At 49.4% G+C, this 24,423-nt stretch carries 28 protein-coding genes; 12 read left to right on the top strand and 16 right to left on the bottom strand.

Annotated features, from left to right (window positions below; all coding sequences use genetic code 11):
• The first annotated feature begins 11 nt into the window (after positions 1-11).
• Positions 12-1,457: a metalloprotease TldD gene (tldD, locus tag Q0852_RS14755; protein WP_299019213.1), complete on the top strand. Its 1,446-nt coding sequence runs from the start codon at positions 12-14 to the stop codon at positions 1,455-1,457.
• A 118-nt stretch (positions 1,458-1,575) separates the two neighbouring features.
• Here tldD and yjgA read toward each other — a convergent pair whose 3' ends face one another.
• The gene (gene yjgA, locus Q0852_RS14750; RefSeq protein ID WP_299019211.1) at positions 1,576-2,100 is read right to left on the bottom strand and encodes a ribosome biogenesis factor YjgA; all 525 of its coding nucleotides are present in this window, start codon (positions 2,098-2,100) and stop codon (positions 1,576-1,578) included.
• Positions 2,101-2,330: 230 nt separating this feature from the next.
• Between yjgA and pmbA the strand changes: the two genes are divergently transcribed.
• Positions 2,331-3,674, top strand: coding sequence for a metalloprotease PmbA (pmbA, locus tag Q0852_RS14745; protein WP_299019209.1), 1,344 nt, complete (start codon positions 2,331-2,333; stop codon positions 3,672-3,674).
• Positions 3,675-3,754: 80 nt separating this feature from the next.
• On the opposite strand, the gene mgtE is transcribed toward pmbA, so the two are convergent.
• The 12 genes from mgtE to Q0852_RS14685 form a co-directional block, all read right to left on the bottom strand.
• Positions 3,755-5,113, bottom strand: coding sequence for a magnesium transporter (gene mgtE, locus Q0852_RS14740; RefSeq protein WP_299019207.1), 1,359 nt, complete (start codon positions 5,111-5,113; stop codon positions 3,755-3,757).
• 321 nt (positions 5,114-5,434) lie between these two features.
• Positions 5,435-5,710, bottom strand: a complete 276-nt coding sequence (locus Q0852_RS14735; RefSeq protein WP_299019205.1) for an HPr family phosphocarrier protein — start codon at positions 5,708-5,710, stop codon at positions 5,435-5,437.
• Positions 5,707-6,558, bottom strand: coding sequence for an RNase adapter RapZ (rapZ, locus tag Q0852_RS14730; RefSeq protein ID WP_299019203.1), 852 nt, complete (start codon positions 6,556-6,558; stop codon positions 5,707-5,709). The genes Q0852_RS14735 and rapZ overlap by 4 nt, the downstream gene beginning before the upstream one ends.
• Positions 6,559-6,598: 40 nt before the next feature.
• On the bottom strand, positions 6,599-7,048 hold the full coding sequence (gene ptsN, locus Q0852_RS14725; protein ID WP_299019200.1) for a PTS IIA-like nitrogen regulatory protein PtsN: 450 nt from the start codon (positions 7,046-7,048) through the stop codon (positions 6,599-6,601).
• Between the two features lie 2 nt (positions 7,049-7,050).
• Positions 7,051-7,338 (bottom strand): ribosome hibernation promoting factor, encoded by a 288-nt coding sequence (gene hpf, locus Q0852_RS14720; protein WP_299019198.1) that lies wholly within the window; start codon positions 7,336-7,338, stop codon positions 7,051-7,053.
• 27 nt (positions 7,339-7,365) lie between these two features.
• Entirely contained in the window at positions 7,366-8,853 is a 1,488-nt protein-coding gene (locus Q0852_RS14715; RefSeq protein WP_299019196.1) for an RNA polymerase factor sigma-54, read from the bottom strand.
• Positions 8,854-8,959: 106 nt separating this feature from the next.
• Complete coding sequence (gene lptB / locus Q0852_RS14710; protein ID WP_299019194.1) at positions 8,960-9,685, bottom strand: LPS export ABC transporter ATP-binding protein; 726 nt, start codon at positions 9,683-9,685, stop codon at positions 8,960-8,962.
• Positions 9,686-9,694: 9 nt separating this feature from the next.
• On the bottom strand, positions 9,695-10,198 hold the full coding sequence (gene lptA / locus Q0852_RS14705) for a lipopolysaccharide transport periplasmic protein LptA (protein ID WP_299019192.1): 504 nt from the start codon (positions 10,196-10,198) through the stop codon (positions 9,695-9,697).
• Positions 10,179-10,742: an LPS export ABC transporter periplasmic protein LptC gene (lptC, locus tag Q0852_RS14700; protein WP_299019190.1), complete on the bottom strand. Its 564-nt coding sequence runs from the start codon at positions 10,740-10,742 to the stop codon at positions 10,179-10,181. Before lptC ends, lptA begins: the two co-directional genes overlap by 20 nt.
• On the bottom strand, positions 10,739-11,290 hold the full coding sequence (gene kdsC / locus Q0852_RS14695) for a 3-deoxy-manno-octulosonate-8-phosphatase KdsC (RefSeq protein ID WP_299019188.1): 552 nt from the start codon (positions 11,288-11,290) through the stop codon (positions 10,739-10,741). Before kdsC ends, lptC begins: the two co-directional genes overlap by 4 nt.
• Positions 11,290-12,261 carry an arabinose-5-phosphate isomerase KdsD gene (gene kdsD, locus Q0852_RS14690; RefSeq protein ID WP_299019186.1) on the bottom strand — a complete coding sequence of 324 codons (972 nt, stop codon included), beginning with the start codon at positions 12,259-12,261 and terminating at the stop codon, positions 11,290-11,292. Before kdsD ends, kdsC begins: the two co-directional genes overlap by 1 nt.
• Positions 12,262-12,275: 14 nt before the next feature.
• The gene (locus Q0852_RS14685; protein ID WP_299019184.1) at positions 12,276-13,241 is read right to left on the bottom strand and encodes a calcium/sodium antiporter; all 966 of its coding nucleotides are present in this window, start codon (positions 13,239-13,241) and stop codon (positions 12,276-12,278) included.
• A 417-nt stretch (positions 13,242-13,658) separates the two neighbouring features.
• On the opposite strand from Q0852_RS14685, the gene mlaF reads away from it, so the two are divergent.
• The 7 genes from mlaF (at position 13,659) to murA (ending at position 18,366) form a co-directional block, all read left to right on the top strand.
• A complete protein-coding gene (mlaF, locus tag Q0852_RS14680; protein ID WP_299019182.1) occupies positions 13,659-14,474 on the top strand; it encodes a phospholipid ABC transporter ATP-binding protein MlaF in 816 nt (271 codons plus the stop codon).
• Between the two features lie 86 nt (positions 14,475-14,560).
• Positions 14,561-15,343: a lipid asymmetry maintenance ABC transporter permease subunit MlaE gene (gene mlaE, locus Q0852_RS14675; RefSeq protein ID WP_299019180.1), complete on the top strand. Its 783-nt coding sequence runs from the start codon at positions 14,561-14,563 to the stop codon at positions 15,341-15,343.
• 40 nt (positions 15,344-15,383) lie between these two features.
• The gene (gene mlaD, locus Q0852_RS14670; RefSeq protein WP_299019178.1) at positions 15,384-15,863 is read left to right on the top strand and encodes an outer membrane lipid asymmetry maintenance protein MlaD; all 480 of its coding nucleotides are present in this window, start codon (positions 15,384-15,386) and stop codon (positions 15,861-15,863) included.
• A gap of 9 nt (positions 15,864-15,872) precedes the next feature.
• Positions 15,873-16,517, top strand: a complete 645-nt coding sequence (gene mlaC, locus Q0852_RS14665; RefSeq protein ID WP_299019275.1) for a phospholipid-binding protein MlaC — start codon at positions 15,873-15,875, stop codon at positions 16,515-16,517.
• Positions 16,510-16,821: an STAS domain-containing protein gene (locus Q0852_RS14660; RefSeq protein ID WP_299019176.1), complete on the top strand. Its 312-nt coding sequence runs from the start codon at positions 16,510-16,512 to the stop codon at positions 16,819-16,821. Before mlaC ends, Q0852_RS14660 begins: the two co-directional genes overlap by 8 nt.
• 20 nt (positions 16,822-16,841) lie before the next feature.
• A complete protein-coding gene (ibaG, locus tag Q0852_RS14655; protein ID WP_299019174.1) occupies positions 16,842-17,099 on the top strand; it encodes a BolA family iron metabolism protein IbaG in 258 nt (85 codons plus the stop codon).
• Between the two features lie 10 nt (positions 17,100-17,109).
• Positions 17,110-18,366 carry a UDP-N-acetylglucosamine 1-carboxyvinyltransferase gene (gene murA / locus Q0852_RS14650; protein WP_299019273.1) on the top strand — a complete coding sequence of 419 codons (1,257 nt, stop codon included), beginning with the start codon at positions 17,110-17,112 and terminating at the stop codon, positions 18,364-18,366.
• Positions 18,367-18,430: 64 nt separating this feature from the next.
• On the opposite strand, the gene degS is transcribed toward murA, so the two are convergent.
• The 3 genes from degS to zapG form a co-directional block, all read right to left on the bottom strand.
• Positions 18,431-19,498 (bottom strand): outer membrane-stress sensor serine endopeptidase DegS, encoded by a 1,068-nt coding sequence (gene degS / locus Q0852_RS14645; RefSeq protein WP_299019172.1) that lies wholly within the window; start codon positions 19,496-19,498, stop codon positions 18,431-18,433.
• Between the two features lie 289 nt (positions 19,499-19,787).
• Positions 19,788-21,155, bottom strand: coding sequence for a Do family serine endopeptidase (locus Q0852_RS14640; protein WP_299019170.1), 1,368 nt, complete (start codon positions 21,153-21,155; stop codon positions 19,788-19,790).
• 137 nt (positions 21,156-21,292) lie between these two features.
• Complete coding sequence (gene zapG, locus Q0852_RS14635; protein WP_299019168.1) at positions 21,293-21,715, bottom strand: Z-ring associated protein ZapG; 423 nt, start codon at positions 21,713-21,715, stop codon at positions 21,293-21,295.
• Between the two features lie 217 nt (positions 21,716-21,932).
• Here zapG and zapE point away from each other — a divergent pair, with 217 nt between their 5' ends.
• From zapE to rpsI, 3 genes are all read left to right on the top strand, one after another.
• Positions 21,933-23,039 carry a cell division protein ZapE gene (zapE, locus tag Q0852_RS14630; RefSeq protein WP_299019166.1) on the top strand — a complete coding sequence of 369 codons (1,107 nt, stop codon included), beginning with the start codon at positions 21,933-21,935 and terminating at the stop codon, positions 23,037-23,039.
• Between the two features lie 291 nt (positions 23,040-23,330).
• Positions 23,331-23,759: a 50S ribosomal protein L13 gene (gene rplM, locus Q0852_RS14625; RefSeq protein ID WP_075762377.1), complete on the top strand. Its 429-nt coding sequence runs from the start codon at positions 23,331-23,333 to the stop codon at positions 23,757-23,759.
• A gap of 15 nt (positions 23,760-23,774) precedes the next feature.
• Entirely contained in the window at positions 23,775-24,167 is a 393-nt protein-coding gene (gene rpsI / locus Q0852_RS14620; protein ID WP_299019161.1) for a 30S ribosomal protein S9, read from the top strand.
• Positions 24,168-24,423 lie beyond the last annotated feature (256 nt).

Genomic DNA, 24,423 nt, shown 5'->3' with positions numbered 1-24,423 from the left:
GAGCAAAGTGAATGACTCTGGAAACTGTAGAAAATACCATGTTGGCCCAGTCTGGGCTGGGGCGCGACGAATTAAGTCAAATTCTGGGGCTGATTGCTGCTCGGGATGTGGATTATGCCGATATTTATTTTCAGTCTTGCTGGCATGAATCCTTGGTTCTGGAAGACAGTATTATCAAGGATGGCTCGTTCAATATCGACCGAGGTGTCGGTGTTCGCGCGGTATCTGGTGAAAAGACGGGATTTGCCTATTCCGATCAAATTAACCAGTTAGCACTGACTCAGAGTGCCAAAGCGGCCCGTGGTATTGTTCGTGGTGGCGGCCAGGGTAAGGTTCAGGCATTTAGTCCTGTTTCTCCTGCGGGAATCTATGCTCCGGTGGATCCGCTGGGCAGTTTTGACAAACATCAGAAGATTGCCTTGCTTGAGGAAATTGACCGCTATATCCGTACCAAAGAGCCGCTGGTCAAGGAAGTCTCTGTCAGTATTAATGGTGTTTATGAGCAGGTACTGGTAGCTGCTCTGGATGGCACTTACGCTGCTGATATCCGCCCGTTGGTACGTTTGTCTGTCAGTGTGTTGATTGAAAAAGGCGACAAGCGTGAGCACGGCAGTGCCGGTGGTGGTGGCCGTTACGGTTATGAGTATTTCCTGAATGAGGAAAACGGTAAATCGATCGCCTTGAATTATGCAGACGAGGCACTTCGTCAGGCACTGATCAATATTGATGCAGATGCTGCGCCTGCCGGAACGATGCCGGTCGTACTGGGTGCCGGCTGGCCGGGAGTGCTACTGCATGAAGCGGTAGGTCACGGTTTGGAAGGTGACTTTAACCGCAAAGGTTCGTCGATGTTTGCTGGTCATATGGGTGAACAAGTCACTTCACCATTGTGCACCATTGTCGATGACGGCACCTTGGTCAATCGTCGCGGCTCGATTAATATCGATGATGAGGGGACACCGGGACAATACAATGTGCTGGTTGAAGGCGGTAAGCTCAAAGGCTATATGCAGGATAAGCTTAATGCACGTTTGATGGGCGTTAATCCAACCGGTAATGGTCGCCGTGAGTCTTATGCTCACCTACCTATGCCGCGTATGACTAATACTTATATGTTGCCGGGTGAGCACACTCCGGAAGAGATCATCGGCAGCGTGAAGCAGGGGATCTATGCCCCTAACTTTGGTGGTGGCCAGGTTGATATCACTTCGGGTAAGTTTGTTTTCTCTGCGTCGGAAGCCTACCTGATTGAAAACGGTAAGATCACCCGCCCGATCAAAGGGGCAACCTTGATTGGCAGTGGTATTGAGGCGATGCAAAAAGTGTCGATGGTAGGTAATGATCTGGATATCGACCGTGGCGTTGGCGTATGTGGCAAGGCCGGTCAGAGCGTGCCAGTAGGTGTTGGTCAGCCAACCCTGAAAATTGACTCAATGACTGTCGGTGGGACGCAGTAACCGCGTGTAACACCCAACTGTTAGACAATAAAATGCCAGCAACGATGCTGGCATTTTTTATATGGCTATTTTTAGTATGACTACAGTGTCGTTGCTAACAGCTGGATTGCCTTGGCGGTTAGTCTTCCAGGTATAGCTCTTTCAGGTACTGGAAGATTTCACGGTAGGCTTTAGCCGGTTTGCTTTGTGCTTTTTCTTTGTTCGCCTGGCGAACAAGCTGGCGCAGGCGCTGACGGTCAGCTTCCGGGTGATCAACCATGATGGCATTGATCATGCTGTCACCATTTTCGATCAGCTTGTCACGTTTTTGTTCCAGCTTGCGCAGGGCAACTGTCGCCTGTGAGTGTTTGTTTCGCAGCATGTCCAGAGCGTTCTGGATTGGCTCGACCTCAACTTGGCGCATTAGCTTGCCAATTCGTTGTAACTGACGGCGGCGGGCTTCGTTTTTAAAGCGCTGTGCATCGCGGATAGCATCCAGTAGATCTTCATCCAGCGGAATCTTTGCCAGTGCATTAGGCTTAAGCTCAACCAGCTCTTCACCAATTTTTTGTAGGGCTTCCATGTCGCGCTTCATCTCGGACTTACTTACCCAGATGATTTCTTCTTCCTCTTCCCAAGGGGCTTTCTGGTTTTTACGGCTCATAACAGGCTCACTAAAGAAGTTAATGGCTCTATTTTATCAGTTTAATCGTGATTTGGGGCGCAAATTCCTGTCTCACGGTGTTATCCTATAGGTAATACTAAATAAAGCGCCTATCAGCGTCGGTTGAAGCGGTGCTAGTCATTATCATGATCCCCGTCTCAGTAAATTACCTGTCAGACAGTCAGTTAACTTATTGAAAGTGTTTATCATCCCTCTGAGAAAGTGAAGGTATGGACGTAAGAGAACAGGTCGCACAGCAGCGCGTAGAGCTGGAAGCTGCAGTTGCAAGAGCATTGGAGCTGGCAGGTAAGCAGGCAGACGCAGCTGAAGTTGCTATTAACAAAACCACAGGTATCAGCGTGTCCACGCGTATGTGTGACGTTGAGAATGTGGAATTTAATAGTGACGGTGCGCTCGGTATCACCGTCTATCGCGGCCAACGTAAAGGGAGTGCCTCTACATCGGATCTGAGTGAGAATGCGATTGCCCAGACTGTTGCAGCCGCTTTGGATATTGCCCGTTATACCTCAGAAGACCCTTATGCCGGTCCTGGCCCTGCTGAGCTGATGGCTAGGGATATCCCAGATTTGGACCTTTTCCATCCGGATGAGCCAGAACCGGAGCGCGCGGCATCAATTGCAGTCCGGGCAGAGCAGGCAGCACTGGATTCAGACTCTCGTATAAAGCAGAGCGATGGTGCCAGCTATGATAGCCATTATGGTATTCGTGTTTACGGTAATAGCCACGGTATGTTGGCCAGTTATGCTTCCAGCCGTCACAGCACCAGCTGCTGCGTGATTGCCGAAGGCAAAAATGGTGAGATGGAGCGTGATTACAGCTACACCACTGCGCGCCGTGCTTGCGATCTCTGGACTCCAGAAAAAGTCGGCCAGCATGCGGCAGAGCGTACAGTCGGCCGTATTGACCCGCAGAAGCTGACCACACGCGAAGCTCCAATTATGTTTGCTGCTGATATTGCTACCGGCTTGTTTGGTCACTTGGTGATGGGGATCAGTGGCTCTAACCTGTATCGTAAATCGTCATTCTTGCTGGATAAGCTGGGTGAGCAGATCTTCCCTGAATGGCTGGATATCAGCGAGCGTCCGCATGTATTGCGTGGTATGGCGAGTACGCCGTTTGATAGTGAGGGGCTGGCAACTCACGATCGTGAGATTATTCAGTCTGGCGTACTGCAGACCTACCTGATGACCAGCTATGCGGCACGTAAACTTGGGCGTCAGCCAACCGGTCATGCTGGTGGTATTCACAACTGGCAGGTCAAGTCGACTGGTGAGAGCTTTGAGCAGATGCTGAAGAAGATGGATCGCGGCTTGTTGGTAACTGAGCTGATGGGACAGGGCGTTAATATCGTGACCGGCGATTATTCCCGTGGTGCGGCTGGTTTCTGGGTTGAGAACGGTGAAATTCAGTTCCCTGTCAGCGAAGTGACGATTGCGGGTAACCTTACTGACATGATGCAGAATATCGTTGCGATTGGTACCGATACTGAAACTCGCAGCCAGATCCAGACAGGTTCTATCTTGTTGGATACGATGAAGATTGCTGGTGAGTAATAACAATTACTGAATGCATTAAAAAAGCGAGGGCCAAGTGGCTCTCGCTTTTTTTTTTTGCTTCATAGTTTGTGTGGCTGCTATATCAGGAATATTGTCGCCATTCCAAGGAAGACTGACAGGCCGACAATATCGGTGATGGTCGTCAGCGCCATGCCTCCGGCCAGTGCGGGGTCGATATTGAGCTTTTTGAGCAGAACAGGGATACAGACCCCGGCAACTCCGGCCACCAGTAAATTGGTCATCATTGCCCCGGCGATAATGGCACCGAGCAACAGATTTTGTTTCCATACCGTGACCACCCCACCGATGATCGCAGCCCATAGAATGCCGTTAATTAATCCTACCCGGGCTTCTTTGCTGAGCAACCAGCGGGTGTTTGTATCACCGATATGGCCGACAGCCAGGCCTCGGATCACCAGAGCGACAGTCTGGTTACCGGCAACCCCGCCCATTGACGGGACAATGGTCATCAAAATTGCAATTGCCGCCATTTGATCCAGGGTTTCTTCAAACATGTTGGATACTGATGCTGCTGCCAACGCGGCCAGAACATTGACTCCCAGCCAGATACTTCGGCGACGGGCTGATTTCAGGACTGGGGCAAAGGTATCTTCGTCATCGTCCATACCAGCCATACTCATCATGGAGTGTTCTGCATCTTCACGGATGATATCAACGACGTCATCGATGGTGATACGGCCGACCAAGTGGTTATCCGGATCGACGACCGGTGCCGACAGCCAGTTGCGGCGCTCGAACAGATTAGCGACTTCACTGTCATCCATATCAACAGCGATGGCTTCGTCGGCATCGTCCATGACTTCCTGGATGTCGGTATCTGGTTGGGTGGTGATAAGGGTCGATAGTGACAGGTGGCCAATCAGCTTTTCGTTTTGATCCAATACGTACAGGGCATCGGTGGCTTCCGGCAACTCGCCTTTCATACGCAAGTAACGCAATACTACATCGGCCGTGACATCCCCCCGGATGGTGATGAAGTCGGTACTCATCATACCGCCGGCCGTTTCTTCCGGGTAGGCCAGGGCCTTTTCGACGCGGTGTCGATCGGTAGCATCCATCTGCGCCAGCACTTCCCGGTATTTCTCGTCGGGCAGGCTTCTCAGGACGTAGGCGACATCATCGGTTTCCATCCCTTCGGTGACGGCTGCCAGTTTGTCCGGTGCCATCTGTAAGACGATACCGTCTTTTACATCTTCCGACAGTTCATCAAGGATTTCACCTTGTTCTTCCGGATCAGTTAGCTGCCATAATACCTGACGCTCCTTGGGCGGAGAGGCTTCCAGCAGGTGCGCAATATCTTCCGGCTCCATATCTTGAAGCATTCGGCGGACATGGACAAACATGCCGTTTTCAAGCGCTTGGTTGACTTCTTGCAGCGTCTGATGCGTCTGATCTTGTTCTAGTACATCCGCCATTGGTTGTGATACCCCAAATTACCTTGATGCCAGCCGCGATACCTTTAACGGAAGATAGAAGTGAACAGGTGAAATGCCAATGAAGCATTGCTGGCTGTTGTACTGGGTGTGCTCTGTTAGGTATGGCGGCGCAATAATCTGAATTCTAACGCAATACTAAGGTGATTGTCTCACCAGATCTGAGAGGAAATAAAGATTTAATCTTTGTGAGGAATCGGCGGAGGGTGAGAAAGGAATGATGACGAGCGAGTTAAGTTCAATTTCGCTTTTGATCATTCCTGTTATCTGCCTGATTGGCGATGTTTGCTCTTTAACGGGAAGTTAGTTTTCTTCGTCAAATCCAGCTTCGATTAGCTCCGACACCGCGGATAGTGCGGCTTCGGCATCTCGGCCTTCAGCGCTGACACACACTTGTTGCCCCTGAGCAGATTCCAGCATCAGTAGCCCCATCACACTATCAGCCGTTGCACTTTTTTCGTCGTTACTGATAGTAACGGTCGCTTCGAAGCTTTGCGCCAGTTCAACCAGTTTGATAGCTGCCCGGGCATGTAGTCCCAGGCGGTTATTGATGAAAAGTTGTCGGCTTAGGACACTCATGCGCTGGCTTCCAGGGTCCGGTGGCGTACCTGGATTTGATGACCTTCATTGCGAAAATGATCGGCAAGCTGTTGGGCGACGTAGACTGAGCGATGTTGGCCGCCAGTACAACCAATGGCGACAGTGACATAGCTACGGTTGTTTTTCTCCAGCATCGGAAGCCAAGTTTCAATGAAATTGCGGATCTGGTAGATCAGCTGGTTGACTTCGGAATGGCCGGAAAGGTACTCCTTGACGCCCTGATCCAGCCCAGTAAGCGGCTTGAGTTCCGGGATCCAGTGCGGGTTCGGCAGAAAGCGAACATCAAAGACATAGTCAGCATCAGTTGGCAATCCGTGCTTGAAGCCAAAAGATTCGAAGACCATAACCAGTTCGCGGGTACTTCGCCCAAGTACGCGGCTGCGTACTGTTTCGCTTAGATCGTGGATCGATTTGCTGGTGGTATCGATAACAAGGTCGGCATGTTCTTTCAGTTCAGAGAGACGGGCACTCTCAGACTGGATGGCTTGCTCCAGGCTCATGTTATTTCGTGACAGTGGGTGCAGGCGGCGAGTTTCGCTGTAGCGTTTGACCAGTTCTTTGTCGTCGGCATCAAGGAACAGTACGTTGACATCCAGCTTTTGGCTCAATGCCCCCAGAGTCAGGCGGATCTCTTCGGGCCTGTCTGGCATATTGCGGACATCGATACTGACCGCGATATCTTGCTGGTTGCCCTCAACTGTAGTGACAAACTGGGGTAGCAGGTTAACTGGCAGGTTATCAACGCAGTAGTAACCCAGATCTTCCAATACACGCAAGGCTATGGATTTACCAGAGCCTGAGCGTCCGCTTACGACCATTAACTTCATGGTTAGCATACCTTAACTAACGGGATGGTGGAGATGCTCATTATGAATCACAGGTGAGGATTTGATAAAGCTCTTCATCGCTTTTTGCGGTACGTAGCTGTTTGCAGATTTGCTTGTTGCTGAGCTTTTCAGCCATACAGGAGAGAGTTTTCAAGTGTTCCTGGCATTGTTCATCGGGAACGAGCAGGGCAAACAAGAGGTCGACAGGTTGATTGTCGATGGCATCGAACTGGATTGGGTTCTGGCATTGGATCAGCACGGCGATGGCTTGCTCGCTGTTGTGGATGCGCCCATGGGGGATTGCGATGCCATTACCTATACCTGTACTCCCCATTTTCTCACGGCTCAGCATACACTCGAACAGTGGTTGGGGGTTTTGGTCCAGGTGCTCAGCAGCAATTTCGCTGATGATTTCAAGGGCTCGTTTTTTGCTGGAGCAGTGGACTGCACTTTTAGTGCAGTCCAGGCTCAGTACATTACTCAGTTGCATGATTAGTGGCTATTGAGCTTGTCTTTGTGTTTGTTGAGTTGACGAACCAGTTTATCAGTTAACGCGTCAATTGCTGCATACATATTTTCAGAATCCGCCTTAGCGTGGATTTCCCCTGCGTTAATGTGCAGGGTGGCCTCCGCGACCTGCTGTAATTTTTCAACATTCAGGATCACATGGACATTATTAATCTTATCAAAAAAGCGTTCCAGCTTATCAAATTTGGTCGTTACGTAATCACGTAGAGACGGGGTAATTTCGATGTGGTGCCCTGTGAGATTAATTTGCATAGACATCTTCCTTCTGTTTTCGCCTGACTAGAGCAGACGTTTTCGCTGATTAGAAGGCGGAATGCCCAGCGATTCACGGTACTTGGCGATTGTACGCCGTGCCACCATGATGCCTTGTTCCGCCAGTAATGTAGCAATTTTACTGTCACTTAGTGGCTTCGCTTGATTTTCAGCGGCAACCAGTTTCTTCACTAGTGCCCGGATGGCCGTTGACGAGCATTCGCCACCATTATCCGTACTAACGTGACTCGAGAAGAAGTATTTCAATTCAAAGATACCACGTGGGGTGTGCATGTATTTTTGCGTTGTTACACGTGAAATCGTTGACTCATGCATGTCCACTGCCAGTGCAATATCATTGAGTACCATTGGTTTCATGGCTTCTTCACCGTATTCGAAGAAGTCCTGTTGGTGCTCAACGATGCAGCGGGCGACTTTCAGCAGCGTTTCATTGCGGCTTTCCAGACTTTTGATTAGCCACTTAGCATCCTGAAGGTGGGTGCGGATAAATTGGCTGTCTGCACTGTTGCGGGTGTTTTTGCTTAACGCGGCGTACTGCTGGTTAACACGGATCCGAGGCACACTATCGGGATTGATAGTCACTACCCATTTGCCGTGATCCTTAAATACAGAGACATCCGGTATTACATATTCGGTTTCGGAGGAGACGACCCGGTTGCCCGGACGCGGTTCCAGGTTGTGGATCAGCTGCATTACCGCTTTTAGTTCCGGTTCTTTCAGCTTGGTTTCCCGCATTAGTTGGCGGTAATCCCGGTTGGCAAGTAAATTGATATATTGGTTTAGTAAGGTTTTTGCCTCGCTAAGCCAAGGGGTGTCTTCCGGGTAAGTTGCCAGCTGGAGCAGCAGACATTCCTGCAGATTGCGGGAGGCCACGCCCAGCGGATCGAACTGCTGGATGCGCTTGAGTACGGCTTCGACCTCATCCAGTTCGACTTCGTTATTGCCGATACTTTCCAGGATCTCGTCGGTTGAGCAGGTTAGGTAGCCTTTGTCGTCAATGGCGTCAATAATTGCTGTTGCGATGGTCAGGTCGATTTCGCTAAACGGGGTCAGCTGAACCTGCCACATTAGGTAGTCCTGCAAGCTCTCAGTTGTTTCACCTTGATATACTGGCATGTCATCGTCGATAGCTATGCCAGTGCTGCCAGTACCTGCACTGTAGAAATCGTCCCAGGTAGTGTCGACTGGCAGCTCTTCCGGCATTTCGCGCTGTTCGATGGCATCTGAGGTATCGAATGGTTCCGGTTCACTCGCGGCATCATGCTCTGCAGCTGATAGTTCACTGTTGTCCTGGCCATCAGTTTTGCCGTCGTCATTATCTGAGGCGGTTTCATTGAGGTTTTCGTCCAGCTCCAATAGCGGATTGGCATCCAGTGCTTCTTGAATTTCTTGTTGAAGATCCAAGGTTGACAATTGCAACAGACGAATTGCTTGCTGCAACTGTGGCGTCATTGCCAGTTGTTGACCTATTTTGAGCTGGAGCGAGGTTTTCATATATGTGTATGTACCTTGTTGTTATATTTGTGTTAATCGCGAAGCACGTTATAAACATCATTGTTGTTGAGTAGGTGCTTGGTGATTGGTACGTCCTTACCTATAACTATAGACGGAACTGGTCGCCCAGATAGACTCGTTTTACATGCTCATCATTGAGGACATCGCTTGGGCTGCCGTGTGCAATAAGGTGCCCCTGGCTTACGATATAAGCATGTTCACAAACATCTAGGGTCTCCCTGACATTGTGATCGGTGATTAACACACCTAGCCCGCGATCGCGCAAATGTTCAATGATTTTCTTGATATCGATGACCGAAATTGGATCAACCCCGGCAAACGGCTCATCAAGCAAAATAAATTTCGGGTTTGCAGCTAGGGCGCGGGCGATTTCCACTCGGCGGCGCTCACCCCCTGATAATGCCATGCCTAAACTGTTACGAATGTGCTGAATGTTGAATTCATCCAATAATTCTTCCAGTTTATCCTGGCGTTCAGCCTTGTTCAGCTCTTTTCGGGTTTGCAACACAGCCATCAAGTTATCGTAAACCGTCAGGCGGCGGAAAATCGATGCTTCCTGCGGCAGGTAACCAATACCCATGCGCGAACGGTTATGCATCGGTTGGAGGCTGATATCGGTGCCATCTATGGTGATCTTGCCTTCATCACGGGCCACCAGGCCAACGATCATGTAGAAGGATGTCGTTTTACCTGCACCGTTGGGACCTAGCAAACCGACGATTTTGCCTGATTCTACCTTCAGGCTTACGTCCGAAACGACTTTGCGGCCGTTATAGCTTTTTGCCAGGTGTTCTGCTTTTAACGTTGCCATAATTGCCGCTTATTTCTGGTTACTGTTAAGCTGATTTGGCTGCAGAATTGTTGTGACACGCTTTTTCTTGCCACTTTCTGCGACCAGTTTTTGTTCATCAATCTTGTAGCTGATAACCCGGCCCTGGATCTCACTTCCTTCCTGGATCAGGATTGCTTCATCGGTCATCTTCAGGAACTCGGAGGCGGTTTCGTAACGCATTTTGCGTGCGGCACCGTCGATTGGTTTCCCGTTGTCCATAATTTGGTGGAAGGTTGCCGGGTTGCCGTAGGCATCAATGGTTTCCTTGCCGTCAGCGCCGGACTGGCGCGAGACCACGAGCTTGTCGGCACGGATATCTATGCTGCCCTGGCGCAGAACGACATTACCGGTAAACGTGACGACATTCTTTTGAATGTCCAGCTCCTGGCTGTCAGAGTTAATATAAATCGCCTGCTCTGTATCGTTACTTAATGCCCAACTAGACGCACTGATACAAAGGCATAGCAGGGTACTAATTTTGGTAAGCTTCATATCTACCTTTTACATTTTTTAATAAGGTCGCCACGCTGCGCTCCATATTTCCTTTCATACCGGTACCTTCGTTCTGGAAGGCACTGCCGGTAATAAGTACCTGATCCGGGGTATCAAAATCTTTATTGATCAGGTCAAGTCGCAGGCTGTCAGTCTGGATCACTTTGATTGCAGACTCGGGCAATAGGTTAAAAATACGGACATTGCCGTTCATTTGCAGTACCTGGTTTTTATCCAGCCTGGCGGCGCTGGAGCTGATACGCCACTCTGTTTCTGACCCGTTTTTGTAAACCCATAGAACGGGCTCGATAAAATCGGTATCACCAGTTTTACTGAAATGTTCCAGGTAGTCCGAATCTATCTGGTAGCTGCGTAAACCGGATTCGTTATACGACGTATTGATTATCGCATTGCCAGTAAATAACGGCTTTTCCGCATCCGGTTCAATCTGAATATCATCCTGCCAGTATTTGTCCAGTAGGTAGTAGCCTGTCCATGCACAAACGACTAGCAGTAATGCATAGAGTAGCCGTTGTAAGGTCATATACTTAAGCCTTTATGTTTATCTAATTCGCCTTTTGCTTCAAGGATCAGGTCGCACACTTCTCGTACCGCACCGTGTCCGCCCTGAATTCGGGTAACAAAGTCAGCACGGCGTGCCAGCAGCGGGTGGCCATCGGCAACGCAGACTGACAGTCCGATTTTTTCCATCACCGGCCAGTCAATCAGGTCATCACCGATGTAGCTGGTATGCTCGGGCGCAATCCCCAGGTTGTTGGCGATCTCGGCGTACGCGGCTAGTTTGTTATCCTGGCCCTGATAGACATGTTTAATGCCGAGAGCGGACATACGGTTTTCGACGATAGCTGATTTGCGGCCGGTAATGATGGCGATCTCGACACCGGCAGACATTAGTGACTTGATGCCGTAGCCGTCACGGGTATGGAAGGTTTTTAGTTCTTCGCCGTCATTGCCCATGTAGATCCGGCCGTCGGAGAATACACCGTCGATATCGCAGATTAGCAGCTTGATCGCTTTCGCGCTGTTGTATACGGTTTGACAGACAGGGCCGTAAATAGTTTCGACTTGCATTACATTACCCCAGCTTTCAATAGATCATGCATATTCAGAGCTCCAACCAGCTGTTGGCCTTCGGTGACTAGCAGTCCGTTAATCTTACGATCTTCCATCTGTTTGAGTCCTTCGGCTGCCAGTAGCTGTGGTTCGATGATTGCCGGGTTACGGGTCATTACCTCACCGATAGACGTTGTGTGGATATCGGTACGGTTATCCAGCAGACGACGCAGGTCGCCATCGGTGAAGATCCCGCTGAGCTTTTGCTCGGCGTCGACAATCGCAGTCATGCCCAGCCCTTTGCGGGAAACTTCCAGCAGGGCATCTTTGATGGTTGCATCTTCAGTGACAATCGGCAGCATGTCGCCGGTGTGCATTACGTCAGCAATGCGGAGCAGCAGTTTACGTCCCAGTGCACCACCAGGATGGGACAGTGCGAAATCATCGGCAGTAAAGCCACGGGCTTGCATTAGTGCAATCGCCAGAGCATCACCCATGGCCAATGTGGCTGTGGTACTGGATGTCGGAGCCAGATTTAGCGGACAGGCTTCTTGTGCAACGGTGATCTGAAGGTGGATTTGTGCAAGTTTTGCCATGCTTGACTCGGGTTTGCCCGTCATGCTGATTAGCGGGATGCCCAGACGTTTGATTACCGGAAGCAGGGTCAGAATTTCTGAGGCTTCGCCGGAGTTAGAAATTGCCAGGACGACATCGCCTTTTTTGATCATACCCAAATCGCCATGGCTGGCTTCACCTGGGTGAACAAAGAAAGACGGGGTGCCGGTGCTAGCCAGGGTCGCGGCAATTTTATTGCCGATATGGCCAGATTTACCCATTCCCATCACAATAACTTTACCGGTACAGCTTGCTATCTGGTGACAAGCTTCATTGAAACTGCCGTTAATGTACTGAGTAAGTTTCTGTAGTGCTTCTGCTTCAATTTCAATAACTTTGCGACCGTAATCGCAATAATCAAACGTGTCTGACATGGTGTTGGCCTCCGTTAAGCCGCTAGATTATAAAACAGATAACCTTGATAGGCGATAAAGCAGCAAACGAGAAGTGAACCTTCTACACGATTGATTTGGCGACGCTTTCCTAGTGCCATGATCAGTAGCAAAATGGAAACGCCTAACATTACATAGAAGTCACGGCCCATCGCCAGCGGGCTGAGCACGGACGGGTTGAGCAGGCCAGGAATCCCCATAACGGCCAGGATATTGAATACGTTGGAGCCGATAATGTTACCGACGGCCATATCATCTTCATTTTTATAGATACTGGCAATTGATGCCGCCAGTTCTGGCAAGCTAGTACCAATAGCAATGATGGTCAGGCCGATCACCAAATCGCTCATACCAAAGAACTTGGCGATAGTAACTGCCGAGTCAACCAGCATATTCGCTGCGTACGGCAGTAGGATAAGGCCAATTACAACCCAAACCGAAGCGGCCATATTGCTGACCCCGTCAGGGATTTCTGATTCTTGCTCTTCAGCCAGGATATCGCCGGACGCTTTCTCCTGGCGGCTGATTTTGAGCATGGTAAGCAGGAAGATAACAAACAGCGCAACAAGCAGGATTCCCTCTTGGAAGCCCAGGTAGTTATCCCATAGCAGGAAGCCTGCGACCAAGGTTACCCCCAGCATAATCGGCAGTTCGCGGCGGATTATCGCAGAGCTGATTGCCAGCGGTTTTATCAGGGCTGTCAGACCGAGGATAAGCGCAATATTGGCAATATTCGAACCAAGTACGTTACCGACGGCGGTGTCTGTTTTACCGCTCAGGGCTGCGGTGGCAGAAACCATCATCTCGGGAGCTGAAGAGCCCATAGCCAAAATAGTCATACCAATGACCAATGGCGTTACGCCCAGGTTTTTCGCCAGCGCGGCTGCGCCAAAAACAAGTCGGTCCGCACTCCATACCAGTAAGGCTAAACCGATACAGAGCAACACAATGGCTTCGAGCATTCTTATCCCTTTTGTCGTAAATCTTTAGTAAAGAAGTTAAGAGGACAATTTTGACGGTTCATTGACTAAAAAGAAAGAAAAAGCAGAGACAATTTAATCGAAGTGGGCTGTTCCTGTTGCAAGTGGTCATCATCAACAAAGCTTAGTTCATGCATCATGATGGATTTTAGCCCATTGTGACTCATTAACGGCTTGGTCTACTCGCTGAGTAGAATTTTCACACGAGGTGCGTTTGACGCAGGTTACAGGCCGGAAATTACAGAGTTCTTACAGTGTTTGTCTTGAGTTGGCTGCGTAATGTACTTATGATCGATTTTTTAGTGGTTAACAGACCAGACTAATTATCTTCATGATATCGGCCTTCTTGTATTGGAGGCGCCGAAAATAACAGAAGGCTGAGCGGCCGACAGGATGGCTATGGAACCGACTGAAGCGCTAGTTTCAATCAAAAACATGACGTTTTCGCGGGGCGACCGCAAGATTTTTGATGATGTATCATTGGATGTGCCCAAGGGAAAGGTCACGGCCATTATGGGCCCCTCAGGGATCGGAAAGACAACTTTGCTACGGTTAATTGGCGGTCAGATCCTGCCAGATAGTGGTGAAGTATGGTTTGAGCACTGGAATATTCCGTCGCTGAAACGAAGCGAGCTGTATCAGGCTCGTAACAGGATGAGTATGTTGTTCCAGTCCGGTGCATTGTTTACGGACATGACTGTGTTTGACAATGTTGCGTTCCCGCTTCGGGAGCACACAGATCTGCCGGAAGAACTGCTGCGTACTTTGGTGTTGCTTAAACTGGAGGCTGTGGGATTGCGCGGTGCGGCACAGTTGATGCCTAATGAGCTGTCTGGTGGCATGGCACGGCGAGCAGCTTTGGCTAGAGCGATAGCCCTGGATCCCGATATGATTATGTACGATGAGCCTTTCGTCGGTCAGGATCCGATCACCATGGGTGTTTTGGTGACACTGATCCGAAGCCTTAATCAGGCTCTGGGAATCACATCGGTGATTGTTTCGCATGATGTTCCAGAGGTGATGAGTATTGCCGATCATGTCTACCTGTTGTCCGGTGGCAAGGTCATCGGACAGGGGACGCCTGACGAGCTCAGGGCAGATCCAGATCCGCAGATCCGCCAGTTTTTGGATGGGGCGGCTGATGGCCCGGTTCCTTTTAAGTTTCCGGCCTGTGGTATTTCAGAGGACCTGTTCGGCACCGCCGAGACGGAGTGAACAGCCACACAATAGCGTTACCGGGGAGGTAGCGCACATAAAGTTGCCGAGCAGGCATACACTAGTTAATAGGGTTATTGACAATAATGATTGCGGATTTTATTGCGCGACAGGGACGCCGGGGGATCGATAAGTGCCAGACGGTAGGTCGCGCAAGTTTATTGCTTTACGGGGCGTTGGTTAGCAAGCCACAGCCGAAGAAAATGTTTCCGCTGCTGATCAGGCAGCTTTACTCGGTCGGTGTACTCTCGATTGCCATTATTTTGGTATCTGGGCTATTTATCGGCATGGTATTAAGCCTGCAGGGCTATATCGTCCTGATTGATTTTGGTGCGGAAACCAGTTTGGGACAGATGGTGGCATTGTCGCTTTTGCGTGAACTGGGGCCGGTAGTGACTGCTTTGCTGTTTGCTGGCCGGGCAGGTTCGGCGCTGACTGCGGAGATCGGGTTGATGAAGGCGACCGAGCAGCTGTCGAGCATGGAAATGATGGCGGTAGATCCGCTGCGCCGGGTCATTGCCCCTCGTTTTTGGGCCGGGGTAATTTCTATGCCTTTGCTGTCTTTGCTGTTCTGTGCCGTCGGGATTTGGGGCGGTCAGCTGGTCGGGGTCGACTGGAAAGGGATCGATCATGGCAGTTTTTGGTCGGTGATGCAGTCATCGGTTGAACTGGGTTATGACGTTATCAACAGTATTATCAAGTCAGTCGTGTTTGCCATTACGGTAACCTGGATTGCGGTGTTTAACGGTTATGATGCGGTTCCGACTTCGGAAGGGATCAGCCGGGCGACAACCAATACGGTGGTGAACTCGTCCTTGGCAGTTTTGGGATTGGATTTTGTGCTGACAGCTTTGATGTTCGGCAATTAACAAGCGGTAACACACGAACGGAACGTTGGGATATTAACGGATGCAACAGATTAAGAAATTAGAATTGTGGGTTGGCAGCTTTGTTATTGCTGGTTTTGCTGCCTTGTTGGTACTGGTCTTTAAAGTCGCTGATGTGCAAAGCATCGGAGGAAATGACTCTTATATCCTTCAAGCGCACTTCGATAATATCGGCGGGCTGAAAGTACGTTCGCCAATTAAGGTTGGTGGCGTTACAGTAGGTAAAATTACTGCAATTAATTTGGATACGGAGAGCTATACGCCGGTTGTGACACTCGCAATCGATAAGAAATATGGCTACTTCCCGGAAACCAGTTCGGCAGCGATCCTGACATCGGGCTTGCTGGGTGAGCAGTACCTGGGTATTCGGCCGGGTTTCATCGATGAGGATATTGAAATGCTGGGTGATGGTGATCTGATTGAGGACACTAAGTCGGCCTTGGTACTGGAAGATATGATTGGTCAGGTGCTGTATAGCATCGGCGGTGATAGTGAAAAATAGGGGGATATGATGAAACTCGTTCGATTTGTACTGTTGATGCTATTGTCGTTACCGCTGTTTGCTCAGGCGGCCAGTATCGATAAAACTGACCCTTACCTGATGATGCAAGAGGTGTCTCAATTGACTTTCGCGCGCCTGAAGTCAGAGCAGCCCCAGATTCAGCAAAATCCGGAACTGCTGCGTGACGTTGTGAAGCAGGAACTGCTTCCTTATATCAATGCACGCTATGCGGCATACAAGGTGTTGGGCCCTCAGCTGAAGAAAACGACTAAGGGGCAGCGTAATGATTTTGTTGCGGCTTTTACGGATTACCTGGTGGCGTCTTACGCTCAGGTACTGACTCAGTATACGGGGCAAGATATTAAGATTGAGTCACCGAAGTCGGTGCCGGCCAACCGCTCTATTGTGTCGGTTCGGGTGGACATTCTGGATACCAAGCGCCCGCCGATTCGTCTGGATTTCAAGCTTCGCAAGAACAAGAAGACCAATGAATGGCAGGGCTTCGATATGGTGGCGGAAGGGGTTAGCATGATCTCGACCAAGCAGAGTGAGTGGAGCGGCCAGTTGCGTACCGACGGTGTTGAGGCGGTGACGGTGAACTTGAAAGAACTTGCGGCGAAACCGATTCGCCGTGAGGAAAAAAACAATGACTAAGCCAAAGATTGAGTGGCGAGTTCAGGAAAATGGCTATTATTGCTTGTCAGGGGAACTGGAACGTGACACAGTTCCAGCCTTTTGGCAGCAACGACATGAATGGATGCCACGGGATGCCAAGGTAACGCTCGATCTATCTGCTTTAGCTCGGGTAGATTCTGCGGGCATGGTGATGTTGCTTCATGTATATCAACAGCTGCGTAGTAAAGGCTGTGAGTTGGTGTTATTGAATGTGCCGGAACAGCTTAAAACGTTGCTACGCCTGAGCCATGTAGAATCAATGTTAGCGGCTTGTATTGATTGAGCTGCGAAAGAGGATAGCTTGTGGAAATCTCCGACATTAAACAAATTTTGGGAAATGCCTTAGAACTTGATGAAATCATTGTTAAAGGCGATGGCAGCCACTACGAAGTGATTGCCGTTGGTGCCATTTTCGAAGGTATGAGCCGAGTGAAGAAGCAGCAGACTATTTACGGTCCGTTGATGGCTAAGATTGCGGCAAACGACATTCATGCGTTAAGTATTAAAACATTCACTCCTGAAGAGTGGGCTCGTGATAAAAAGTTAATGTCACTGTCCTAAGAGGTTGATGATGCAAAAGTTTCGAATCCAGGGCGGTGGCCCATTGTGTGGCGAAGTCTCCATTTCTGGTGCCAAGAATGCTGCATTACCAATTTTGTTTGCATCTTTGCTTGCAGAAGAGCCGGTTGAAGTAGCCAATGTACCTAAGCTGCGTGACATTGATACCACAATGGAGCTGCTGGGACGTCTGGGGGCCAAAGTTAGCCGTAATGGCTCGGTACATGTTGACGCCAGTGGTGTAAACGAATTCTGTGCCCCGTATGAACTGGTTAAGACAATGCGAGCTTCCATCTGGGCGCTTGGTCCGTTGGTGGCTCGTTTCGGCGAAGGGCAGGTATCCTTGCCTGGTGGTTGTGCTATCGGCGCACGTCCGGTTGACCTGCATATTCACGGTCTGGAGCAGTTGGGTGCACAGATTGTTCTTGAAGAAGGTTACGTCAAAGCAACGGTTGACGGTCGCCTGAAAGCTGCCCATATCGTGATGGATAAGGTCAGCGTGGGTGCCACGGTGACAATCATGTCGGCGGCAACTCTGGCAGAAGGTACGACGGTGATTGAAAATGCGGCTCGTGAGCCGGAAATTGTCGACACCGCAAATTTCCTTAATACTCTTGGAGCCAAAATTTCAGGTGCCGGTACCGATACCATCACTATTGAAGGTGTAGAGCGTTTAGGTGGTGGTTACCATGAAGTGGTTGCTGATCGTATTGAAACCGGTACTTTCCTGGTTGCGGCTGCGGTATCCGGCGGTAAGATTATCTGTCGTAATACCAAGCCTTCTTTGCTGGAAGCGGCGTTAGCCAAGCTGGAAGACGCTGGAGCTAAGATTGAAACCGGTGATGATTGGATCAGGCTGGATATGACAGACCGCGAGCTGCAAGCGGTGAACATCCGTACAGCTCCGCACCCAGGTTTCCCTACGGATATGCAGGCGCAGTTTTCGCTGTTGAACCTAGTGGCTAAAGGCACTGGGATCATCACTGAGACGATTTTTGAAAACCGTTTTATGCATATCCCGGAATTGATCCGCATGGGGGCCCATGCAGAGATCGAAGGTAATACCGTGATTTGTGGTGATACTGATGGCCTGAGCGGCGCAGAAGTGATGGCTACAGACTTGCGTGCATCTGCAAGCCTTGTGATTGCTGGTAGTATTGCCAAGGGTGAAACTGTTGTTGATCGTATCTACCATATCGACCGCGGTTACGAGCATATCGAAGATAAGTTTAGTGCCTTGGGTATGAAGATAGAACGCATCGATGATTAATGCATCATAAAAAAAACCAGCCTGCGGGCTGGTTTTTTTGTATCTGAAGCAAGGTTGTTTTAGCTTAGTAGCGCTTTGGTTCGTCAGCTATTAGTACGGACAGCGTCACGGGCAGGCCGTTTCTCAAGACTTTCATATTGATATAGTTACCAGGGCGTAGCTCGGTAACTATATCCAGTACATTGCGACGGTCGGTCACTGGTTGGCCGTCGATTTCAATCAAAATATCCTGAACCTGGAACCCTGCTTTAGCTGCTGGGCCATTCGGATCCATCCCCATCACGATGATTCCGCTGATCTGATCGGCATCATACAATCGTGCCATTACCGGGTTGATATCTCTTGCCTCGATCCCGATGTAGCCGCGGATCACTCGTCCATCGGCAATCAGCTTGTTCATGATCTTTTGGGTTAACTCGTAGGGGATCGCAAAGGAAATCCCGTACGTTTCGATATCGGTCGCTTGCTGGAAGGAGGCGGTATTGATCCCGACCAGCTCACCGCGGGTGTTAACCAAGGCTCCCCCGGAATTACCGTCGTTGATTGCCGCATCGGTTTGCAGAAAATCCTGACGGCCATAGAAACTCATGCCGGATCTGCCTGTCGCCGAAATGATGCCGTAGGTTGTTGTTTGACCAAGGTTGTAAGGGTTACCGATCGCCAGAACAACATCACCGACAGCGGCTTTATAATCAGGATTTAGGGGAATAACCGGCAGGTTTTCAGCCTGGATTTTTAACACGGCAATATCGGTGCGCTGATCTTTACCAATAAGCTGGGCGGTAAAAATCCGGCCATCTTGTAGCGCGGCGATAACCTGGTCGGCTTCTGCCACAACGTGGTAGTTGGTAACAATGTAGCCTTTATCGCTCATGATTACGCCGGAGCCCAGCCCCTGGGTGCTTAGCTTGAGGCGGTCCTCGGCATTATAGCGGCGGTTATAAATGTTAACGACTGCTGGCGAAGCACGGCGAACTGCATAGTTAAAGGAAAGCTGGGTTTGGTTGGTTTCAACCGGCGCCAATGTTACTGGAGGCTTGATCATTTGGGTACGAAGTTCTGGAAAAATCGCAAGCAAAGCTACAGCAGTGACGACGCCAAGTAGAATGGATCGACTAATAAAAGCCAGCATGCCTGTACCCCTGAAACAAAATTGCGCGAGTTCGCTTTAGTTTTTCTAAAGATAATCTAAACGAGGATATCATTTCAGCGCTTGGATACCAAACAGAACAAGGTACTTAGGAGGTGGTGCTCGTGTGGGGCAAATTGGTATCGCCAATCTGTCGGGGGAGGTTTTTAGAGGGAGATAGGGAAGCTTACACAGTTAGAGGCTATATCCGTTTAGAAGCATGTCTGTTTAGAAGTAATGTCCGTTGCAAGGTAATGCGGGCCCTTGCAGGCCCGATTTACTGATTGGTAGATTAGCGAATAATCAGATAAAGAATATTGTTGCCGCGTTTGATTTCGAGGGCCAGAACGTTTGGTTGCTGATCCAGCGCCTTACGCAGTTCACCAAGGTTGCGAATTGGCTGACGGTTAAGGCCAAGAATAATGTCACCTTTTTGCAGGCCATAGCGGGCTGCCATGGATTTCTCATCAAGGCCTGTTACTTTGACTCCTTGTGCATCGTCTTCAGTGGTTGTGTTTGCAAACTCAGCACCGGTCAAACCGCGGTGGAGCGTATCGGCTTTGACCTTATTTTGAGTGGCTTCTTGCAGGACGACGTTGACGATTTTCTCATCGCCGTCACGGACAATACCCAGGCTTGCTTTCTTGCCTGCACCTAAGGTGGCAATTTTCGCCCGTAGCTCGCTGAAGGTTCGGATTTGCTTACCGTTAACAGACACGATGATGTCACCGGCTTTCAGGCCTGCTTTTTCTGCCGCAGATCCCGGCATGACCTGATTGATGAAGGCGCCAAGGTTCGTCTCATAGCCGAATGCCTCTGCTAGCTCGGGTGTTAGTTTTCCGCCGAGGACTCCGAGCACGCCGCGTTTGACCTGGCCGTACTCCAGGATCTGCTCGGTGAGGTTTTTCACCATATTGACAGGGATGGCAAAACCGATGCCGACATTGCCGCCGTTCGGACCAAGGATTGCGGTATTAATACCGACTAGTTCTCCGTTGAGGTTGACCAGGGCACCACCTGAGTTTCCGCTGTTGATGGCGGCATCGGTCTGGATGAAGTTCTCAAAGTTTTCGATGTTCAGGCCGCTGCGTCCCAAGGCGGAAATGATCCCTGAGGTGACTGTCTGGCCGAGACCGAACGGATTACCGATTGCGACGGCAAAATCACCGACACGCAGATTATCGGAGTCAGCCAGCTCGATAGCCGTCAGGTTCTTGGTTTTTTCCAATTTTAGCAGGGCGATGTCGGACATCTCGTCACTGCCGATTAGCTCGGCTGCTATTTCGCGGCCATCATGCAGCTGGACCAGAATTTTATCGGCGCCATTAATTACATGGTGGTTGGTAACGATGTAACCTTTTGTTGCATCAACGATAACTCCAGAACCTAACCCGCGGAATGGTCGTTCGCGAAGCTGTTCTGTCGGAAATTCTGGCCCGAAGAAAAAGCGGAAAGTTTCAGGAATACGCTGTGAGGATACCTGCTTGCCTTCTACAGCAATGCTGACAACGGCAGGGGTGACCTGCTCCAACATCGGGGCGAGGCTAGGTAGTTGTTGATTCTTGACAGTAAGCGGAAGTGCGGCAGTAGCAGTGGCTGGGGTAATAACAGAACTGATGCCGAGTGCCAATGCACTAAATACAAGCAAAGTTTTTTTCATTATTACAAAACTCCGGTTTTACAAGTAGTCTATCCATTCCAGGGTGACCATAATCATTTAATAATCAATCACCAACTGAGAGGAAGGGTAATAGCTCTGACTTGAAAACCGGCGTTTAGTTCCTTAAAAAAACGGAATTAGCTTGCTTTGGTTTCTTCTACCTGTTCAGTTTCGTTTTTCAGCAGGCCTGACGCGCCGTTAGCATAGTCGCGAGGCTGCTCCTGAAGCGTTGAACTGCTGCTCTGGACTGTTTCCAGTGTGCTGATGCGACGGGCAAACGGGTTGTCTTGCTCTGGAAGGTTAGGCATCAGTTCAGCAGAGGTTTTTGCCATGTGCTCGTAGAGTTTGCTGTAATCTTTGGCGATGTTATCTAACAGCTCTGAACTGGAAGCAAAATGATCGACCAGCTCTTGGCGAAACTGTTCAAGTTCGTATTTCGACTTATCCAGATCTTTCTTCAGCTCTTTTTGTTGTTTGAGGCTTTGATTGCCAAGGCGAGCAGCAAAGGCGCCGGCGATTGCTCCCGCGACAAAGATAAGAAGCGCATAAACCCAAGTCATGAAAAACTCCTTGTGACTTAATGAATACCAAGTTGTTAGTGTCGGTGGCAGTTAGCATTGCCTGTGTCGACAGATCTTTACTGTTGTATATCAGCGAGATGAATTGGTGCTGAATAATTGCCAATTAATCGGTTGCGTATAGGTACTATACATGCCCAAAGGCTGCCATGATACTATCTGGACCTAAAGACGGAACGATTAGTGTAGGTGAGAAGGAATGACGCCACAGCAAAAATATCAACAAGACCTTGCTCTTCCTGGCTTTGTGGCCGATTTGGCGCAGGCTATTGCCGTGGGGCATTTAGAGGAACTCTATCATCGTATGCTGGCGCCCAAGCCGGATATAAAGGCCAGAGGTTCTTTTTTGTCCCGGCTACTTAACCGCAGTCAAAAGGCGGAGCTGCACCCAGTCAAAGGATTGTATTTTTGGGGTGGGGTAGGCAGAGGTAAGACTTATCTGGTCGATACTTTTTTTGAATGCCTGCCGGTTGAGCGCAAAATGCGAATTCACTTTCACCGCTTTATGCACAGGGTACATCAGGAGCTGCAGCAGCTTTCCTTACAGCAAGATCCATTGGAACAGGTGGCCGACCGCTTTAAGGAAGAAACTGACATTATCTGCTTCGATGAGTTTTTCGTCTCGGATATTACGGATGCCATGATCCTCGGCACCTTGTTTGATGCGCTCTTTCGACGAGGTATTACGCTGGTGGCAACGTCGAATATTCCACCGGATGAGCTGTATCGAAACGGTTTGCAGCGCGCTCGTTTCCTATCGGCAATCGCTTTGATTCACCAGCATTGTGACATTGTTAATGTTGATTCGGGGATTGATTATCGTTTGCGGACCCTGGAACAGGCTGAAATCTACCACTTCCCGCTTGATGCCAAGGCTGAAGCCAACCTTGAACAGTATTTTGTTCAGCTAAGTGTTGAGCCGCGCACCCGAGCCAAAGATATCAATATTAATAACCGGATGTTGCCAACTCAGCATGAGGCAGATGGTGTTGTCCATTTTTCCTTCTACACTTTGTGTCAAACAGCCAGAAGTCAGAATGATTACATGGAAATAGCCCGTATTTATCATACCGTGTTGGTTTCGGGGGTGATCCGGATGGCAGCGAAAGATGATGATGCAGCACGCCGTTTTATTGCGATGGTTGACGAGTTTTATGAGCGCAATGTGAAACTCATCATGTCTGCCGAGTCGGAGCTGGCAGAGCTGTATTATGGTGGCCGATTGGAATTTGAATTCAAACGCTGTTGTTCGCGGCTAATTGAAATGCAAAGCCATGATTATCTGGCTAAGGCACATTTGGCTTAGGCTGTTATAAGGTCGGTTGTTGCAAGGTGATAAAAAGGCCATTATAGGGCTTCGATAGACATGAAAAACCATCACTTATGGGGTAAATGACGATCAAGATAAAAAATCTCAATTTTTTTTGAAAAAAAGGTGATTTTTTCCCCACCCTTCCCTATAATCTTGCGACCCACCGTACCTGTGACGGCGAAAGCCGGGAGCACCAACCGCTCGAAGGGGTGATGACTGGGCTCTTAACAGACGGAACGCAAGTTCCATAAGTGAATCAATTTTTAATTTTGGGTAAGAATTAGCATGAAAACTTTCGTTGCTAAACCAGAAACTGTAAAACGTGACTGGTACGTTGTTGACGCTGAAGGTAAAACTCTTGGTCGTCTAGCAACTGAAATCGCATCTCGTCTACGTGGTAAGCACAAGCCGGAGTACACTCCGCACGTTGACACTGGTGACTACATCGTAGTTATCAACGCAGAAAAAGTTGCTGTAACTGGCGCTAAGAAGACTGACAAAATGTACCACCACCACACTGGTTACATCGGTGGTCTGAAGTCAATCAGCTTCGAGAAGCTTATCGATAAGAAGCCAGAAATGGTTATCGAAACTGCTGTTAAAGGCATGCTTCCTAAAGGTCCTCTAGGCCGTGCTATGTACCGTAAGCTTAAAGTTTACGCAGGTACAGAGCACAACCACGCTGCACAGCAGCCTAAAGTTCTAGACATCTAATTGGGGAAGATGACAATGGCAGAGAATCAATACTACGGCACTGGTCGCCGCAAAAGCTCAGCTGCTCGCGTTTTCATTAAACCGGGTACTGGCAACATCGTAATCAACAAGCGCAGCATCGAAGAATACTTCGGTCGCGAAACAGCTCGCATGGTTGTTCGTCAGCCTCTAGAGCTAGTTGAAATGGCTGAGAAGCTTGATCTATACATCACTGTTAAAGGTGGTGGTATCACTGGTCAGTCAGGTGCTATCCGTCACGGTATCACTCGCGCTCTAATGGAGTACGATGAAACTCTACGTCCTGCTCTACGTGCAGCTGGCTACGTTACTCGTGACGCACGTCGCGTTGAACGTAAGAAAGTTGGTCTACGTAAAGCACGTCGTCGTCCACAGTTCTCTAAGCGTTAATTTTCGCTTCCAGAATTTATTCTGGTTACTGTGTGCAGAAAAGCTCAACCTTCGGGTTGGGCTTTTTTTTTTTGTCTCTATCATGTCTCATTACTGCCTCCAGCCCCTCTTCGTTTTTGCTTTGCATAATAGTGACTCAAAGTTGAAACAAAAAGAACATACCTCTCACATTTGTTACGAAAAAGTAGCTTTATCTTGTCAAAATGTAGGGTTTTATTTATCATTTGGCGCGATGAACAGCAGTTTTTCAATGACC

Origin of the sequence: uncultured Photobacterium sp., assembly GCF_947502415.1 — a bacterium.
Classification (GTDB): domain Bacteria; phylum Pseudomonadota; class Gammaproteobacteria; order Enterobacterales; family Vibrionaceae; genus Photobacterium.
This window is presented reverse-complemented; position numbering and strand designations above follow the sequence as displayed.

Excerpts from the sequence above, each read along its gene's own strand:
- tldD (WP_299019213.1), top strand. The coding sequence starts at position 12 with ATGACTCTGGAAACTGTAGAAAATACCATGTTGGCCCAGTCTGGGCTG.
- yjgA (WP_299019211.1), bottom strand. The coding sequence starts at position 2,100 with ATGAGCCGTAAAAACCAGAAAGCCCCTTGGGAAGAGGAAGAAGAAATC.
- pmbA (WP_299019209.1), top strand. The coding sequence starts at position 2,331 with ATGGACGTAAGAGAACAGGTCGCACAGCAGCGCGTAGAGCTGGAAGCT.
- mgtE (WP_299019207.1), bottom strand. The coding sequence starts at position 5,113 with ATGGCGGATGTACTAGAACAAGATCAGACGCATCAGACGCTGCAAGAA.
- Q0852_RS14735 (WP_299019205.1), bottom strand. The coding sequence starts at position 5,710 with ATGAGTGTCCTAAGCCGACAACTTTTCATCAATAACCGCCTGGGACTA.
- rapZ (WP_299019203.1), bottom strand. The coding sequence starts at position 6,558 with ATGAAGTTAATGGTCGTAAGCGGACGCTCAGGCTCTGGTAAATCCATA.
- ptsN (WP_299019200.1), bottom strand. The coding sequence starts at position 7,048 with ATGCAACTGAGTAATGTACTGAGCCTGGACTGCACTAAAAGTGCAGTC.
- hpf (WP_299019198.1), bottom strand. The coding sequence starts at position 7,338 with ATGCAAATTAATCTCACAGGGCACCACATCGAAATTACCCCGTCTCTA.
- Q0852_RS14715 (WP_299019196.1), bottom strand. The coding sequence starts at position 8,853 with ATGAAAACCTCGCTCCAGCTCAAAATAGGTCAACAACTGGCAATGACG.
- lptB (WP_299019194.1), bottom strand. The coding sequence starts at position 9,685 with ATGGCAACGTTAAAAGCAGAACACCTGGCAAAAAGCTATAACGGCCGC.
- lptA (WP_299019192.1), bottom strand. The coding sequence starts at position 10,198 with ATGAAGCTTACCAAAATTAGTACCCTGCTATGCCTTTGTATCAGTGCG.
- lptC (WP_299019190.1), bottom strand. The coding sequence starts at position 10,742 with ATGACCTTACAACGGCTACTCTATGCATTACTGCTAGTCGTTTGTGCA.
- kdsC (WP_299019188.1), bottom strand. The coding sequence starts at position 11,290 with ATGCAAGTCGAAACTATTTACGGCCCTGTCTGTCAAACCGTATACAAC.
- kdsD (WP_299019186.1), bottom strand. The coding sequence starts at position 12,261 with ATGTCAGACACGTTTGATTATTGCGATTACGGTCGCAAAGTTATTGAA.
- Q0852_RS14685 (WP_299019184.1), bottom strand. The coding sequence starts at position 13,241 with ATGCTCGAAGCCATTGTGTTGCTCTGTATCGGTTTAGCCTTACTGGTA.
- mlaF (WP_299019182.1), top strand. The coding sequence starts at position 13,659 with ATGGAACCGACTGAAGCGCTAGTTTCAATCAAAAACATGACGTTTTCG.
- mlaE (WP_299019180.1), top strand. The coding sequence starts at position 14,561 with ATGATTGCGGATTTTATTGCGCGACAGGGACGCCGGGGGATCGATAAG.
- mlaD (WP_299019178.1), top strand. The coding sequence starts at position 15,384 with ATGCAACAGATTAAGAAATTAGAATTGTGGGTTGGCAGCTTTGTTATT.
- mlaC (WP_299019275.1), top strand. The coding sequence starts at position 15,873 with ATGAAACTCGTTCGATTTGTACTGTTGATGCTATTGTCGTTACCGCTG.
- Q0852_RS14660 (WP_299019176.1), top strand. The coding sequence starts at position 16,510 with ATGACTAAGCCAAAGATTGAGTGGCGAGTTCAGGAAAATGGCTATTAT.
- murA (WP_299019273.1), top strand. The coding sequence starts at position 17,110 with ATGCAAAAGTTTCGAATCCAGGGCGGTGGCCCATTGTGTGGCGAAGTC.
- degS (WP_299019172.1), bottom strand. The coding sequence starts at position 19,498 with ATGCTGGCTTTTATTAGTCGATCCATTCTACTTGGCGTCGTCACTGCT.
- Q0852_RS14640 (WP_299019170.1), bottom strand. The coding sequence starts at position 21,155 with ATGAAAAAAACTTTGCTTGTATTTAGTGCATTGGCACTCGGCATCAGT.
- zapG (WP_299019168.1), bottom strand. The coding sequence starts at position 21,715 with ATGACTTGGGTTTATGCGCTTCTTATCTTTGTCGCGGGAGCAATCGCC.
- zapE (WP_299019166.1), top strand. The coding sequence starts at position 21,933 with ATGACGCCACAGCAAAAATATCAACAAGACCTTGCTCTTCCTGGCTTT.
- rplM (WP_075762377.1), top strand. The coding sequence starts at position 23,331 with ATGAAAACTTTCGTTGCTAAACCAGAAACTGTAAAACGTGACTGGTAC.
- rpsI (WP_299019161.1), top strand. The coding sequence starts at position 23,775 with ATGGCAGAGAATCAATACTACGGCACTGGTCGCCGCAAAAGCTCAGCT.